Below are 15,436 nucleotides of genomic sequence, written 5' to 3'. Positions count from 1 at the left end.
TTATCGATAATGATTATCAATGATAAACACTAATAACAATCATTACTTATTTCTTGGGCAAGACTCTTCGATATAAAACCCAATAATATGTAATCTAAGTAGGCTGCTTTAATGACTATGTATCATTCAACATTACAACATGATGCACTTACCCCAATGTTTGATTTATGCAGACATGTTATTTCTTATTTAGATGGAAAACTTGAAGATCCTGTTGCGGTAACACAACAAAATCAGTTACCAGAAAAGCAGAATATTGATTGGCTTATCGGTGAGCAACAAGACCAATTAACTATCCAAGCGTTAATTGATGATTTAGAAAAAAGTAATCCTGATGCAGGCCATTCATACTTTAAAGCAAGAACTTGGCACCTCCTCTGTTGGCAACCTATTTATATCGCTTTTATAAGTATCTATGGCTTAAAACAATTGCCCGACTTTACTCGTTTTAAGCAACAACGTCAGCATGCAGCTATTGTCGGCTTTACATTCCACAGCGATAAAATAGTCAGTGGGCAGGCCGAACAGTTAATCCCATTAGCGGCCTCTCAATTAGCTCCTTTACTTGAACATTACCGAACGCAATTAGATTCATTACAACGATGTAGACCGGGTTATTCAGGCCGTTTTATTGCTGATTTAATATTAGGTAATTTACTTAAAGTGAAAAACCTAGTCCCTGATTTTAGCGATCAAGATGTATTAAAACATGCACAAATATGGATTAAAGCGATGGGGTTACCTGAGAAATTACTTAAATCTTTAAAAGTAAAAGATGGGCAAACAATCGACTTCGTACGAACAAGCTGCTGTCTCGCTTATAAAGTGAATAGCAAGCTTTGCTCAACCTGCCCTAAAGCACATAAATAACAGCCATTATAAGACTCAGCTAAACATGACAACAAAACAAAACATAAATACCTCGGCTATTAGCTTACGCACGAATAACCTTGTGGTAGGTTATTCAACGCCGATTGTTAAAGGAGTCGATCTTAATATTGAGCAGGGAAAAATTAGTATATTAATCGGCTCAAATGGTTGTGGTAAATCAACATTATTAAAATGTTTAGCTCGAGTATTGTCACCGCTTGATGGCGAAGTGTTACTGGATAATAAAAGTATCCATTCACTGCCTGCCAAACAGGTTGCAAAAAGAATGGCTTTATTACCACAAGGACCGATAGCACCAGAAGGTTTATCAGTCAAAGAATTAGTGGCGCAAGGTCGTTATCCACACCAAAGCTTTTTAAAGCAATGGAGCACCGAAGATGAAGATGCAGTAACACTGGCAATGCAACAAGCTAATGTAGAAGCCTTAGCGGATCGTGCTATTGCCGATTTATCAGGTGGACAAAGACAACGTTGCTGGATTGCGATGGTACTCGCTCAGCAAACCGATATTATTTTGTTAGATGAACCGACTACCTACCTCGATTTAAAAGTACAAGTAGACTTGCTTGACCTGTTAAGTGACATGGCACATCAGCACAATCGAACCCTCGTCATTGTTTTACATGAATTGAACCTTGCGGCCGCTTATGCCGACCATCTCATTATGATGAAAGAAGGCAAAATTTATGCTCAAGGCTCACCTGAAAAAATATTTAATGCAGACAATTTAAAAGCGGTATTTGGCCTATCTTCAAAGGTTATTAAAGATGCTGAATCTGATTCACTGATTTGCGTGCCTATTCAAAAGAAAAAACAAACACAAAAGCCAAACCAAGCATTAAATGAGACGAATAAGGTAGAGATATGAACCGCCAACAATGGTTAAGCTCTACTGGCGTAATAGTGATGCTTGTATTACTGGTATTAGCCTTGATATGGCATTTATCGATTGGTACAAAAACCATTTCACTGACTGACTTAACACACTCTTTTTATGCCTTTGATGAAGACAATTTTAATCACTTAGTGATCCAAGAGTTACGCCTTCCTCGTGCCATTATTGCGATATGTGTTGGTGCATGTTTAGCGGTTTCCGGCGCGTTAATGCAAGGGGTTACCCGTAATCCTTTAGCTGATCCTGGTTTATTAGGCATGTTAACAGGTGGCGCATTGGCGGTGGTTTATTGGTCAACGTTTGTTAATGCTGAATCATTAGTTTGGTTACCCCTCGTTGCCGCTATTGGCGCATTAATCAGCGCAGTGATTGTTTGGGGCATTGCTTCCAGAGCACCAGGCGGTACCACGCCTCTTAACCTGATTCTAGCGGGTTCGGCGTTTACTGCTTTTTCTGCGGCATTATTAGCAATACATCATTTACTTGACGAACAAACCTTTCAAGAGATGCGCACTTGGTTAGTAGGATCTTTATTAGCCAGTGATATTAACGTTTTATATTGGTGTCTTCCTTGGATTATTATTGGATTAGGTGGTGCAATTGCGCTTGCTCCGAGCGTCACGGCTTTATCGATGGGAGAAGAAGTTGCAACAGGGTTAGGCATTAATATTCGTCGCCGTAAATGGCAGCTATTAGCTTGTGTGGTAATACTAACCTCAGTTGCAGTCGCACTAGCAGGGCCATTAGGTTTTATTGGTTTAGTAATTCCACATGTTGTACGTTTTTGGGTAGGCGCAGATTATCGTTGGATAGTGCTTTATTGTATTTTGCTTGGCGCTATTTATCTATTATTTATCGATACATTGGCTCGATGGATTATTCAACCTCAAGAAGTCGCAACAGGTCTTATAACCATCCTGATTGGCGCACCTATTTTTATATGGTTAGTTAAAATGAGGGTACGTTAATGCCGTTAACCATACGCTTATTTGAACAACGATTCTCGATGCGCTTTGTTAAATCTGCACTTTTATATTCAGTTTTTTTGTCATTACTTTTATTAGCCGTGATGACACTTGCAACCAGCACTGGCAGTTATTCATTATCATTACATGACAGCTTTTTTAGCTTATTAAAACAAGATCAGTGGCTTAACGATCCGCAAGCTTCACTTATTATTTGGGAGTTTCGTTTACCAAGAAGTTTAGTAGCCGCATTAAGTGGTGCTTTATTTGGTTTATCCGGTGCACTATTACAGAATATGACGCGTAATCCCCTCTCCGATCCAAGCTTAGTGGGTATTAGCCAAGGCGCGGCATTAGCGGTCGTGATATTAACGATTTTATTTCCATCTTATATCGATGGCTATCGAGAAATATCAGCCTTTGTAGGCGCCGTATTGATCGCTGCGATCATTCAATTATTGCGTGGTAAAGGCCACCCTCTTAAGTTCATTCTATTAGGGATTGGTGTCGCCGCTTTTATCAGTGCAATTATTTCTACTTTACTGACTTACGGCAATCTACAATCGGCGATGACCGCATTATCATGGCTTGCTGGTAGTACTCATGCAACAGGTTGGCATGATGTAAATACTCTATCCATAGCCTTTGTTGTCTTTATTTGCCTTGCGGTTTATCAAGCAAGAACCATGTCAGGGATTAGCTTAGGGGATGAAGTTGCGATTGGTTTAGGGATCAACTTAAAAAAAGTGATGTATTTACAACTCACTATATCAGTCGGTGCCGCCGCGATTGCGACAGCCGTTGTTGGTCCGCTTGGCTTTATTGGATTATTAGCACCACATCTTGCACGTAGAATAACTCGTAGTGGAGCAGCTAATCACTTGTTATTAACGGCATTGGTTGGTGCCATTTTGGTATTAGCAGCGGATATTATTGGTAAAACACTATTTGCTCCAACTCAATTAGCCGCAGGATTAGTGACATCATTAATTGGTGCGCCATTGTTTGCTTATCTATTAATTAGAAAGCCATCATAAAGCGGCGATTCAACCTAGATTGTTATGAAGCAGTATTAAAAAGAACAGCCAATAAATCACAAAATAAGGCATCAGTATGAAATGGATAATCGGTTTATTAAGTCTTTGGGTTAGCGTGACTGCTATCGCTTTCCCGGTCGTGTTAGAACATAAATACGGTACGTTGACAGTTGATAACCAACCGCTACGTATTGTTTCCGTAGGGCATGTAGACCACGATGATATTTTATCTTTTGGTGTAAAACCATTAGCCATCCGTGATTGGTATGGTAGTCAGCCTTATGGTGTTTGGCCTTGGGCGCAAGCGCAATTAGGCGATGCTAAACCTATATTACTCGAACCAAGAATATTAGATTACGAAGCAATAGCGGCTTTAAAACCTGATCTCATTATTGGTGTTTCTTCAGCAATAAATAAAAAAGAGTACCAAAAGTTAAATGCGATTGCTCCCACGCTTGCGCCACCAGCAAAATATGAAGATTGGACAATTCCTTGGCATGTTCGCCATTTAATTATTGGTAAAGCACTAGGTTTTTCGGCATTAGCAAAGCAACATGTCACCTCTTTACAAGAGAAATTAGCGAAGACAAAAGCACAACATCCGGAGTTTCATAATAAAACGGCAGCCGTTGCTTTTTATTATAATAAACAACCTGGAGCTTACGCGACTAAAGATCTTCGCTCGCAATTTTTAATCGACCTTGGTTTTATTATTCCAAGTGAAATAGACCAAATAGCCGGTGATGCTTTTTATGCATCGTTTAGCGAAGAGCGATTGGATATTTTGAACAATGATATGGTGGTTTGGTTAGCTTCAAAAGAAACCATTGAGAACGCAAGTACTGCAGTATTTAGAACGCGTATGCCCTTCTACAAAAATAAAAAAGAATACTTTACTGGTGACGTGGTCGGTGGTGCATTCTCATTCTTCAGCTACCTTTCGATACAATACTTATTAGATGAAATGGTTCCTGAGTTAGCAGAGGTTACCGCCCAATAATCAATGTGATTTGTCTAAGCTTGAAAGAGCAATATTAACGATTTAAAGCTCAACCGCCTTTTCTTTGAGTTCAACAGCGAGGCGGTTATCACGTAATAGTCGAATAATGGTAGTAACATTAACGGTAATAAGTGTTGCCTCTAATAATGCACCGCCTATTGAGCCAACCAGTATATTGTTGATTAACCAGCACATCGCACCTAATAAAAAACCAATGCGCATTTGAATACCTTTTAATACCTTTTAATACCTTTTAATACCTTTTAATACAAACACAGCATAAGTGCCAAAACTCATTCCTAACACAGCCCAAAGATCCCAGATGCTATCTGCTAAATAAAAGCCACTGCACAAGCCTAAGATAATGAATAAAACAGCTACTTTGCTAGAAGAAATATAAATAGACGTTGTAGTTCTTATCGCAGAGAGTAAAGCGCTTAACGCCGATACGATAGAGCCTAATAATACCAATCACAATAAATAGCTTATCTATTTTACTTGTTAAAACAGCCCACTTCCTCGTTATAAATTTCGTAAAGGGAACAGCCATTAAAGAATTAACATCTTTTGGTTAATTCTCCGATAGACGATTAACGAAGTTAATCTTCGAAAGGCTCAATTTACGCCTTGAATTGAACTGTTTTTCCAGCGCAAAATTTAGATAACATATTTAATGTAATCGGTATAATCTAAAATGAATCATGTGGTTTAGACTAAACACCACCATGATAATTTTTAACTTCTTATCGTCTTTTTGATAGAAGGTATAAATACCTAAAGCAAAACTTAAAAAGCCCAGTATTTGAGCGACAACTTGCTGATCTATCATCTGATTATCTTATATTGGTTTTATCATTAGAATGCTGAAAGTAAACCGTATCTATTCCATTCATCGTACCTATTCCATCTATAGTATCTATGTGGCTAACGTGCTAACCAACCACCATCAACGGCAATCGTGTAACCATTAATATAATTAGCCGCATCAGACGCTAAGAAGACACAAGGTCCTGCAATATCACGAGGTAATCCCCAACGTTGCGCAGGGATACGCTCTAATATTGCAGCATTACGATCTTCATCTTCCCTCAGTGCAGTCGTATTGTTTGTTTCCATGTAACCCGGTGCGATGGCATTAACGTTGATATTAAACTTAGCCCATTCATTTGCCATTGCGCGAGTAATCCCCATTAAGGCACTTTTTGATGCCGTATAAGATGGCACTCGAATCCCGCCTTGAAAAGAAAGCATTGAAGCAATATTAATAATTTTTCCACCCTGACCTTGCTCGATAAATTGCTTCGCTACTGCTTGCGACATGAAAAAAGCTGTTTTGCTATTAATATTCATCACGTCATCCCAATTTTGCTCAGAAAAATCAAGCGCATCTTCTCGACGAATAATACCTGCGTTATTCACTAAAATATCAATACGACCAAATGCATCGATAGTTTGCTGAATGATGCCAGGAATATCATCTTGCTTAAGTAAGTCAGCACGATAATCAATAAACGAGTGACCACCAGCATGCATTTGTTCAGCAGTTTCTATGGCTGGTGTTCGGTTGACACCGACTACTTTACAACCTGCTTCGGCTAAACCAATGGCCATCGCTTGGCCTAATCCGGTATTGCAACCAGTGACAATGGCCACTTTATCTTTCAAATGAAACGAATCTAAAATCATATTAAGTCCTCGCTCAGAATGCATAAATATCAAAATCAATATACACAAAAAAGCAAACACCATCAATTACAATTGAAACGCTGTTTCATAATTATGATTACAGTGTATAAAAACTGAAATCAAACTCCCCAAATATAAAAACAGAGATTATTGATAGGTTTTAACAACAAAAATATCACTTCTATTATGTTGATTAATTAATATAAGAGCGCAAAATACCTATCTTATACAAGCAGTTAACGCTCTGAAACAGACAGCATTATACCCATTACCGTTCAGGGTGCTTTGTTCAGTCATTAGCTTGGACTCCAAATCAAGGCGTAACATGATGACAATGACGAGTTATGTTCGAAGGTTGCACGCTGAGTTGATTTTCAAACTAACGCCCAAGAGGGCAAACTATGAAGTAAACAGCTTCGTTGTTAGACAGTGTCGATTTAACTCGTTAGATCTGCCTCTTTCTAGCCTAGCATCTGTTCACTTCACCACTTGTTGAGTTTTGCACCTTGAACGGTAACGGCTATAAGATAGGATGACAGTATGAATAAATCATTAAAAGCAATACTAGTGTCGGCTTTAATCTACCCCGGTTTAGGGCATTTTGTATTTAAAAAATACGCTGTTGGTCTTGCCTTCATTGCTAGCTTTTCAATTCCTTTATTATTGCTAGTGCAAGGAATGTTGGCTAAAACCAATCAAATGGTAGAGCAAATTCAACATGGGAATCTTGCTTTAGATGTCACAGCTATTTCAAACTCACTAATGACGAGTTCAGATATGCAAACATTCGATACTTATACCTATATCATGCTAGCAGTTTGGATCATCAGTGTATTAGATGTTTATAGGGTCACTCGTAAAACAAAAGGATAAAATGAAGATGGAATTTGAAGTTTGGTTAACGTATGTTGTTGCTTGTTTAGTCTTAACCGCCACACCAGGACCGAGTATTTTTCTGGGTATTGTCCACTCTATTAACTACGGTTTAAAAAGAACAATATTTACCGTACTCGGTGATATCAGCGCTAATTTTATACAAATGATATTAGTGTCGATTGGTTTAGGTTTGGTTATCGCAAACTCTGAATTTGCTTTTGATATTATCAAATGGCTAGGGGCAGCGACTTTGTTTTACATGGGGATCAAGATGTTACTTGCACCCGCTAAAAGCGTTGATAAAAAAGATGATTTAGAAAAAGTGTCCAACCTTCGTCTATATATTTCAGGGTTTATGGTCGCCGCTGGCAACCCTAAAGCGATTGTATTCTTTACTGCGTTCTTCCCTCAATTTATCGATACCAGCCAACCACTCTTTCCACAAATGGCGATTATGTGTCCGACGATGGCCTTATTAGATTTCACCTTAGTCATGCTGTATGCCTTTTCAGCAAACAAGGTGTTAACAACAGGAAAAGCCAAATTGCATATTATCAATCGAGTGAGTGGTGGTATTTTGGTAGGTGCGTCTGGCGCATTAGCGTTAACTAGTCGCGCATAAAACGCTTATTGATTCACGACCACTCACGTTATCTGTAGTGGTCGTATTAATGATGATATAAATAAGCGTATTAATCGCCGTACTAATGACGATATTCATAGTCATGCTACTCGCTGAGGCTCTTTTATTTTTTAACGAGTAAAATGTCGCAAGGTAATTCCGTTAATAATGCAGTCGTTGTACTGCCTATCCAAAACTGTTCAAGCTTGTTTCTTGTCACTAAGCCCATCACTAATATATTGCTGCTATTCTTTTTGATATAAGACGTTAACGCAACTTCAGGGACACCTTCCAACAAAATAGTCTTGCCTGCAGGAATACGATGCCTCTTAGCAAAGTCAGCTAATCCATCACGATGCATGGACAATATTTTACTTTTATATTTAACCAATACTGACGTCACATGATAACAGTGAGCCACTAACCAACTGGCTTTTAACTGTCTAGCCCAACTTTCACTTAAAGTCGCAATATGTTCATCAATCGTCGTAATTCTTGCATGTTCATGCAAAGGGTCAACAGCGCCAATCACGCTTAATGGGTGTTTCCAAGCTTGCTTATTAAGCAATAAAACAGGTGCATTGATATCAGTTAATCGTTGGAAAATAGAGTGCCTTTTTTCGACGACGTTATCTTCAATTACCACTAAGCTATTTTGATTATTATTAACTTCAGTATTAAGTACTTTCAGATAATCAGCAGATGAATTGATAGTAATTTCGACATCCATAGCATTCATGGTAAAAAATTTAATTAACTGTTCTTTTTTAGTCTCAATTTTTTGCATTAACTCATCAGATAACAGTTGTTTGTCATTAAATAAATACCAATAACCACGTCCTTTTAACTGCGCACTTGCATCAATAATGATCTTAATCGACTTTTGATGAGGCGGGATAAGATGAACTATTTTATCCAATGACGTTGTTTGATAATAAAATCGACTGTCAATGAACCAAATAAATTGTTCTGTAATCATATATAAATCCACATAGAAAAGGGTTAATCGAGTATATGGTACCGACCTTACCATTACAATTTATGCATTATGTTCATCTCCAAACGTAATGATTTAACTCGTTATAGGATGACATAGGGTTACAATTGAAATGCTATTGATACGAAAAAATACAAAAATCGACTTGAGAATAAAAAAGTAGATAGCTGATTATTACGACCTACTTTTATGTTTTTATTGAACGAATAAAATGCTCACGACATAGCGAATAAAATCTAAACATATTTAACTAACGCTAACGAACGATAAGCTTACAGCCAGCGTTTTTTCTTAAATAACATCACTAAGCTTATTGAAATTAAGCCCATAAAGCTCAATAGATAATAATAGCCATTAGCAACTTTTAACTCAGGAATATACTCGAAGTTCATGCCGTAAAGACCCGCTAAAAAGCCCAATGGAATGAAGATCGCAGTGATCACCGTCAACACGCGCATCGTTGCATTTAGTTGATGAGAAGCGACAGAAAGGTAACCGTTGACCAAGTCACTACAAATATCATAATGCATCTGTGACAAACTCAATAAGCGCTCAATACGTTCATGCACATCAGTTACAGTATGAAGATCCGCTTGGTTAATCATAGGCGTTTCATCTGTGACTAGAATCTTCAACTCGCTGCCAATATTACTGTGGTAATTAAATGTCCGTTTTAACTTGGTTAAACGTGAACGATACAAGGTAATTTCTTGCATCATTTTATCATCACCGCCCATTTGAAATTTATCTTCGATTGATTCTAACTTTTCTTCAAATTCAAAAAGCTTTTGCAGATAAATACCACAGCTATAATGGAATATTCTTAAGGCTAATGTGATAGGGCTTTTGACTAAATATTTTTCACCTTCATCACTAAATAACTTATCAATAGAAATCGACTTTTTAGCATGTGTCGTAATCACGATATTCGTACCAACAAACATACCAATTTGTAAATGATCAAAGACTAAGTCATCACCTGGATGGTAGATCCCGCGATAAAGCATGAAAATATATTCATCAAATAATTCAATTTTTGGAGGATGGCGATCTCGTTGCGCATCACTTATTGCCAAAGAATGACAACCCAAACTTTTCAATAAGACGCGTTCTTCAGTTTGATCATGAGAATCAAAATCGACCCATAATGAATCACTTGGATTTTGCTTCCATATTTCAATTAAAGACTCATCACCATAAGTACATGACTTATCTGATTTTAATAACATACATCTGATCATAATTTTTCTCTTTCTATGATTAAAATAGCGCTTAACACTCGGCGTATAGTGATCTAGCTTTGGCTTTTAGTCACCTTTTAATTGTCTTTTTCATACTCTTTGTAATAACCCTTAAGTAGCGATAAATATAAATTCCTTTGCTTCAATAAAGGTTATAGACTTTATTCCAATTTTATAACATTAATTCGGTGAAATATGTCGGTAGATATTATTATTTGGATAGCCATTGTATTGTGTATTTCACAATCAGCTATTTTTTCAGGTTTAAATATAGCCTTATTTTCACTGAGCAGATTACAGCTTGAAGTAGAATCTACCAAAGGCAATATAGAAGCTAAAAAAGTATTAAGACTGCGTAATGATTCTAACTTTTTATTAACCACTATTTTGTGGGGAAATGTTGGTATCAACGTTTTGCTAACTTTATTGTCAGATTCTGCGTTAGCAGGCATTAGCTCTTTCCTCTTTTCGACGATTGCTATTACCATTATTGGTGAAATTACGCCGCAAGCTTACTTTTCTAGAAACGCATTAAAGATGGGTGCTTTCCTATCTCCCGTGATACGTTTTTATCAAGTGATATTCTATCCAGTAGCAAAACCTACCGCATTGATATTAGACGCTTGGTTAGGTAAAGAAGGCATTACCTATTTAGCTGAAAGCGAGCTCAGCAGTATTATCCGTAAACATATTGAAGCAGAAGAAACAGACATTAATCATGTAGAAGGCATTGGCGCTTTAAACTTCTTCAAGCTTGATAAAATATCAGTGATTGAAGAGGGAGAGGTCATTGATCCTTTCTCTATTATCGCACTACCAACCAAACTCGATTTACCTATTATTCCTGACATCACATCAGCACCTAATAATGAGTTTTTAAAACTAATGAATAAATCAGGACATCGTTGGGTTGTGTTAACCAACTTAGAAGGTGACCCATTAGTAGTGGTTGATTCAGATAGTTTTTTACGCGATGTATTTTTTGACACTGAAAACTTTGACCCGTATAAACATTGCCATCGTCCGACCATTATTACCGATGAATCAACCATGTTAAACGATGCCATAATTAGAATGAAAATGGGTGAGTCGGTAGACAAAAGCTTTGATGGCGCAATAGAGCGAGACGTCTTACTTATTTGGGGTGAAAATAAACGCATCATCACCGGTGCAGATATATTTGGCCTATTATTAAAAGGTATCCAACCACAAGTATTACAGAACAATATAATATCGGCGATAAAAGCCTAACTCGCGTTATTGATATGAATAAATAGTCATGTGTAACAACCAATCACATGTCTATTACGTTTTGAGTTAACACCTCGCACCAATAAAAACAGAGATTAACGACTTATAAGCTAACATAGCAATACCAGACCAATACCAATACCAATACCAATACCAATATTCGTATCAGTAACAATGAGATGGCAAACTTTAAAGCACTACTCAATGTTCTAAAAATAACAAAAGACTTCCGCAATCTAATACAATTAACTGGTTGGCGAATAAAAAGAGCTTAAAGGGACATTACATGGACTTATCACAAATTAACGAAATACTATCTTACAAACTCATTACCATCTCAGGCCAAGCGATTACCTTGTCCCATATTTTACTCATCCCTACCGTTATATTGATAGGTATTCTCTTAACGCGATGGGTGGCTAAATTAATCACTAAACGTTTAATTTCTAAAAGAGTCGATCCTAATGTCATTCATTTATTACTACGCGTGTTTTATGTAATAGCAATGGCGATTCTATTAGTAACAACATTAGAACTGATTAACGTACCGATTACTGCATTTGCCTTTTTATCAGGTGCAATAGCTATTGGTGTGGGTTTTGGTGCGCAAAACATTATTAACAACTTCATCAGTGGCTGGATTTTAATGTGGGAACGTCCAATACGCATTGGAGATTTTTTAGAAGTCGAATCTGCAAAAGGTGTCGTTGAAGAAATTAATACACGTTCAACACGTATACGTCGTGTCGATGGTGTTCATTTATTGATTCCTAATAGTAAATTATTAGAAAATACTGTCGTCAATTGGACATTAATTGATAGTTTAGTCAGGACATCAGTCACTGTTGGTGTTGCTTATGGCTCACCCGTTAAAAAAGTAGCAGAGCTTATTATGCAAGCAACAACAGATCAGAAAAGAATAGTAGAAAGTCCTGCTCCTGTCGTTACTTTTGAAGACTTTGGTGATAATGCATTAATGTTCGAAGTCACTTTTTGGTTAGACTCTAGTGCTGAAGGTGGCTTAAGAGTGATGCGTAGTAACATTCGTTTTCGCCTTGAAGAACTATTTGAAGAGAACGATATTATTGTTGCTTACCCGCAAAGAGATATTCACATCGATGGTTCACTGACACTCAATAAATAAATAAAAAATAATTAACAATAAGCAAATTTGAGTTATACCAATCTGGATAAATAAATGGTCTATTTAGGCGTTAGTGAAAATGGATGGTAGCAAGGCGTTGATTGCAGTAACTAGTATTCTCATTACAAAATCAACAACGAAGCTAGCATTCATTTTAACAAGCATAAATGACTAGATAATGACTTAGATTGGTATTAATACGCTCGATTTAATTGACCCAAATTGCCTTATTAATTAAGCCTCATTTAACGATATGGTTAAGTACAGGTAGTAATAAAGTAAGTTGTTGTTAAAATTAGCAAAATAAAAACAGCTAGATAAAAGTGGCGAGTTAAATTAACAGTCACTAGATAAAAAATAACAGAAAAAATTAAGCGGATACCCCATTATGTTTGAAAAAATATCATCAATCGATTTAACCACTAACGCCTTTTTTCAAGCGCTTATCCACAGTAATAGTGTTTTAACTATCGCCCTTATTTTAGTATTAATGGGCAGTAAAATTTATATTTTAAAGTTACTGCAACAAAAAGGGAAATCCAATAAACGCTTAAAAATCAACATTGTAAATAACACTATTACTATCCTGATTTTTATTGGCATTTTTAATATTTGGGCTGATGAATTCCATGAATTTGCCATCTCCATTGCCGCTTTTGTAGTGGCGATTGTGATTGCGACGAGAGAATTTATTCAATGTTTTATCGGCTTTTTATATATAGTTTCCAGCCGCCCTTTCCGTATTGGGGATTGGATACAAGTCGGTGATTATTATGGTGAAGTGCATTCAATTGATTGGGCTAAATTAACCTTATTAGAAGTGAATATTGATTCCTATGAATACACAGGTAAAACGCTTTACGTGCCTAACAGTAAGTTGATTACGTCGTCGATTAAAAACTTAAACTTCTTAAAACGTTATGCGATGCACCACTTCACTATCACACGAGATGGCAGTGTTAATCCGTTTATCTTTTTAGATGAATTATATGAAAAAGCACACGGTTATTGCGCTGACTTTAATGAAGTAGCAATACGTTATAACCAACTAATTGAAAATCGCTTAGATGTTCATATTGCAGGCCCAGAGCCGCACATACAGGTTGCTACTTCTGACATTGGTGATACACAACTCATATTTACTATTTTCTGTCCCACTGAGCGTGCATTAGAAATTGAGCAATGTTTAACGGGTGATTTTATGAGGCTGTGGTTTGAACAACAGCAACTGATAAAGCAGAACGGTTAATGTAAAAATGTTTAAAACAGCAATAGAACAAAGTCATTAAGACAGCGTAATAAAACCAACAGAATATTTAAAATAAATACAAATGGCTGCTTTATAGTTTCAATCGATAGCCTAATTTACAGCTTAAAACAATAAAAAGGAGGGTTTATGTCATTAGAATTACTACCCGATTATATTGAAAAAATTAATAACAATTTTGAAAATGAAACGGATATTAAAGGAGTCATCGTTGAAGTCGAGCAAGAATTATCCGACGAACAGATAGCTCTTTTATTAGAATCATTTCCTATTAAACTCAGAATAGAGATATGGCTTTCTTTCAGTGATGAAACACAACAAAACGTGTTTATTGAAATGAAACCTGAGTCGAGGGAATTACTATTAGATGCTTGTGATGATGAGCTTTGCTTCCCGCTTTTAACCAAATTAGATGCGGTTGATTTATTAGAACTATCTGAAAGTTTAAATGATCGATTTATCGATTACGCTGTTAGTAAAATGACAGCGAAGCAGCGCAGTCTTTATAAAAAATCATGTGATTATGCATTAGATGAAGTGGGTCATTGGCAAAATTTTACGGAAGTTCAAATTCCACAACAGTTGAAACTTTCAGCCGTCAAAAAGGTATGTAGCAAAAACTTACCGACCTTTACTGATGTTATTTATATTGTCGACGATAATGCCGTTCTAATCGGCGAAATAGCACTTAATGCCATCTTTAAAGCAGAGAATGAAGAAGAATATAAAAGCTTCATTAACACTGATATTGAATATATTTCTAGTAATGATGATATTGCGATCGCATCGGATAAGTTAATTGATTCAGATACTTCTGCATTACCGGTTATTGATGAAAACCGTTGCTTAACAGGTCGTTTAGACTTACCGACAGCCTATCGTTACAGAGAACAAATCGCTGAAACACAATTGATTCAAGCAGCGGGTTTAGTGGAAGAAGAAGATCTATTTGGTAATGTATGGCAAAGCTCTAAAAACCGTGCCGTTTGGTTAGGCATTAACTTAGTGACCGCCTTTTTAGCTTCATGGTTCATTGGTTTATTTGAAGCAACCATTCAACAAGTAGTAGCGTTAGCCGTATTGATGCCAGTGGTTGCATCGATGGGCGGGATATCAGGTAGCCAAACGATTACGCTGATTATCCGAGGGTTAGCATTAGGCCAAATCAATGATGCCAACAAGAAAAACATTATTGCCAAAGAGCTGAAGGTGGGTGCCATCAATGGAGTGTTGTGGGCGATTGTCATTGGCGCTATCACCTTTGTCTGGTTTGATAATCCATTACTATCACTCACTATCTTTATTTCTATTTTAGGTAATATCCTGATCGCTTCACTCTCTGGGGTATGGGTACCTTGGATGTTAAGTAAATTTAATATTGACCCTGCTTTATCTGGCTCTGTGGTGTTAACCACTGTCACGGATATTTTTGGGTTTATTGTGTTCTTAGGATTAGGTAGCTTATTGCTGCTATAGAAAAGCGATAAACAGCCTTTAAAGAATGTGAGAAGCCCTAATATAACCTCACATAACGCTTAATTATTTAAATTAAGTGTTATAAAAG

At 36.8% G+C, this 15,436-nt stretch carries 15 protein-coding genes and 1 pseudogene; 11 read left to right on the top strand and 5 right to left on the bottom strand.

Annotated elements, in window-relative coordinates; genetic code table 11:
- The first annotated feature begins 111 nt into the window (after nucleotides 1-111).
- The 5 genes from SP041_RS04420 (at nucleotide 112) to SP041_RS04400 (ending at nucleotide 4,788) form a co-directional block, all read left to right on the top strand.
- A complete protein-coding gene (locus tag SP041_RS04420) occupies nucleotides 112-870 on the top strand; it encodes a siderophore ferric iron reductase (protein ID WP_025565362.1) in 759 nt (252 codons plus the stop codon).
- A 25-nt stretch (nucleotides 871-895) separates the two neighbouring features.
- Nucleotides 896-1,759 (top strand): ABC transporter ATP-binding protein, encoded by an 864-nt coding sequence (locus tag SP041_RS04415; RefSeq protein ID WP_025565360.1) that lies wholly within the window; start codon nucleotides 896-898, stop codon nucleotides 1,757-1,759.
- The gene (locus tag SP041_RS04410; protein WP_025565359.1) at nucleotides 1,756-2,754 is read left to right on the top strand and encodes an iron ABC transporter permease; all 999 of its coding nucleotides are present in this window, start codon (nucleotides 1,756-1,758) and stop codon (nucleotides 2,752-2,754) included. The genes SP041_RS04415 and SP041_RS04410 overlap by 4 nt, the downstream gene beginning before the upstream one ends.
- Nucleotides 2,754-3,788, top strand: coding sequence for an iron ABC transporter permease (locus tag SP041_RS04405; RefSeq protein ID WP_137297437.1), 1,035 nt, complete (start codon nucleotides 2,754-2,756; stop codon nucleotides 3,786-3,788). The genes SP041_RS04410 and SP041_RS04405 overlap by 1 nt, the downstream gene beginning before the upstream one ends.
- 76 nt (nucleotides 3,789-3,864) lie before the next feature.
- Complete coding sequence (locus tag SP041_RS04400; protein ID WP_025565357.1) at nucleotides 3,865-4,788, top strand: ABC transporter substrate-binding protein; 924 nt, start codon at nucleotides 3,865-3,867, stop codon at nucleotides 4,786-4,788.
- A gap of 42 nt (nucleotides 4,789-4,830) precedes the next feature.
- Here SP041_RS04400 and SP041_RS04395 read toward each other — a convergent pair.
- The 3 genes and pseudogenes from SP041_RS04395 to kduD form a co-directional block, all read right to left on the bottom strand.
- Nucleotides 4,831-5,259 (bottom strand): annotated as a pseudogene (locus SP041_RS04395) (YgjV family protein).
- A 199-nt stretch (nucleotides 5,260-5,458) separates the two neighbouring features.
- On the bottom strand, nucleotides 5,459-5,617 hold the full coding sequence (locus SP041_RS04390) for a YgjV family protein (protein ID WP_081695414.1): 159 nt from the start codon (nucleotides 5,615-5,617) through the stop codon (nucleotides 5,459-5,461).
- A gap of 95 nt (nucleotides 5,618-5,712) precedes the next feature.
- Nucleotides 5,713-6,474 (bottom strand): 2-dehydro-3-deoxy-D-gluconate 5-dehydrogenase KduD, encoded by a 762-nt coding sequence (gene kduD / locus SP041_RS04385; protein ID WP_025565390.1) that lies wholly within the window; start codon nucleotides 6,472-6,474, stop codon nucleotides 5,713-5,715.
- 540 nt (nucleotides 6,475-7,014) lie between these two features.
- Between kduD and SP041_RS04380 the strand changes: the two genes are divergently transcribed.
- Nucleotides 7,015-7,347, top strand: a complete 333-nt coding sequence (locus tag SP041_RS04380; RefSeq protein ID WP_025565389.1) for a hypothetical protein — start codon at nucleotides 7,015-7,017, stop codon at nucleotides 7,345-7,347.
- Nucleotides 7,348-7,354: 7 nt separating this feature from the next.
- On the top strand, nucleotides 7,355-7,972 hold the full coding sequence (locus SP041_RS04375) for a LysE family translocator (protein WP_025565388.1): 618 nt from the start codon (nucleotides 7,355-7,357) through the stop codon (nucleotides 7,970-7,972).
- 124 nt (nucleotides 7,973-8,096) lie between these two features.
- Here SP041_RS04375 and SP041_RS04370 read toward each other — a convergent pair whose 3' ends face one another.
- Entirely contained in the window at nucleotides 8,097-8,951 is an 855-nt protein-coding gene (locus SP041_RS04370; RefSeq protein WP_025565387.1) for a universal stress protein, read from the bottom strand.
- Nucleotides 8,952-9,241: 290 nt separating this feature from the next.
- The gene (locus SP041_RS04365; RefSeq protein WP_025565386.1) at nucleotides 9,242-10,210 is read right to left on the bottom strand and encodes a magnesium transporter CorA family protein; all 969 of its coding nucleotides are present in this window, start codon (nucleotides 10,208-10,210) and stop codon (nucleotides 9,242-9,244) included.
- A 195-nt stretch (nucleotides 10,211-10,405) separates the two neighbouring features.
- Here SP041_RS04365 and SP041_RS04360 point away from each other — a divergent pair, with 195 nt between their 5' ends.
- The 4 genes from SP041_RS04360 (at nucleotide 10,406) to SP041_RS04345 (ending at nucleotide 15,348) form a co-directional block, all read left to right on the top strand.
- A complete protein-coding gene (locus SP041_RS04360; RefSeq protein ID WP_025565385.1) occupies nucleotides 10,406-11,461 on the top strand; it encodes a CNNM domain-containing protein in 1,056 nt (351 codons plus the stop codon).
- A gap of 286 nt (nucleotides 11,462-11,747) precedes the next feature.
- Nucleotides 11,748-12,605, top strand: a complete 858-nt coding sequence (locus tag SP041_RS04355; RefSeq protein WP_025565384.1) for a mechanosensitive ion channel domain-containing protein — start codon at nucleotides 11,748-11,750, stop codon at nucleotides 12,603-12,605.
- A 388-nt stretch (nucleotides 12,606-12,993) separates the two neighbouring features.
- Entirely contained in the window at nucleotides 12,994-13,854 is an 861-nt protein-coding gene (locus tag SP041_RS04350; RefSeq protein ID WP_137297436.1) for a mechanosensitive ion channel family protein, read from the top strand.
- Nucleotides 13,855-14,001: 147 nt separating this feature from the next.
- Nucleotides 14,002-15,348 (top strand): magnesium transporter, encoded by a 1,347-nt coding sequence (locus SP041_RS04345; RefSeq protein ID WP_137297435.1) that lies wholly within the window; start codon nucleotides 14,002-14,004, stop codon nucleotides 15,346-15,348.
- The last annotated feature ends 88 nt before the right edge of the window (nucleotides 15,349-15,436 follow it).

It is taken from the genome of Psychromonas sp. SP041 (genome assembly GCF_000470315.2).
GTDB lineage: Bacteria > Pseudomonadota > Gammaproteobacteria > Enterobacterales > Psychromonadaceae > Psychromonas.
Note: the sequence above shows the minus strand (reverse complement) of the source record. Positions and strands in the feature narration are given on the sequence as shown.

Coding starts and splice junctions, on each gene's coding strand:
- SP041_RS04420 (WP_025565362.1), top strand. CDS start 112: ATGACTATGTATCATTCAACATTACAACATGATGCACTTACCCCAATG.
- SP041_RS04415 (WP_025565360.1), top strand. CDS start 896: ATGACAACAAAACAAAACATAAATACCTCGGCTATTAGCTTACGCACG.
- SP041_RS04410 (WP_025565359.1), top strand. CDS start 1,756: ATGAACCGCCAACAATGGTTAAGCTCTACTGGCGTAATAGTGATGCTT.
- SP041_RS04405 (WP_137297437.1), top strand. CDS start 2,754: ATGCCGTTAACCATACGCTTATTTGAACAACGATTCTCGATGCGCTTT.
- SP041_RS04400 (WP_025565357.1), top strand. CDS start 3,865: ATGAAATGGATAATCGGTTTATTAAGTCTTTGGGTTAGCGTGACTGCT.
- SP041_RS04390 (WP_081695414.1), bottom strand. CDS start 5,617: ATGATAGATCAGCAAGTTGTCGCTCAAATACTGGGCTTTTTAAGTTTT.
- kduD (WP_025565390.1), bottom strand. CDS start 6,474: ATGATTTTAGATTCGTTTCATTTGAAAGATAAAGTGGCCATTGTCACT.
- SP041_RS04380 (WP_025565389.1), top strand. CDS start 7,015: ATGAATAAATCATTAAAAGCAATACTAGTGTCGGCTTTAATCTACCCC.
- SP041_RS04375 (WP_025565388.1), top strand. CDS start 7,355: ATGGAATTTGAAGTTTGGTTAACGTATGTTGTTGCTTGTTTAGTCTTA.
- SP041_RS04370 (WP_025565387.1), bottom strand. CDS start 8,951: ATGATTACAGAACAATTTATTTGGTTCATTGACAGTCGATTTTATTAT.
- SP041_RS04365 (WP_025565386.1), bottom strand. CDS start 10,210: ATGATCAGATGTATGTTATTAAAATCAGATAAGTCATGTACTTATGGT.
- SP041_RS04360 (WP_025565385.1), top strand. CDS start 10,406: ATGTCGGTAGATATTATTATTTGGATAGCCATTGTATTGTGTATTTCA.
- SP041_RS04355 (WP_025565384.1), top strand. CDS start 11,748: ATGGACTTATCACAAATTAACGAAATACTATCTTACAAACTCATTACC.
- SP041_RS04350 (WP_137297436.1), top strand. CDS start 12,994: ATGTTTGAAAAAATATCATCAATCGATTTAACCACTAACGCCTTTTTT.
- SP041_RS04345 (WP_137297435.1), top strand. CDS start 14,002: ATGTCATTAGAATTACTACCCGATTATATTGAAAAAATTAATAACAAT.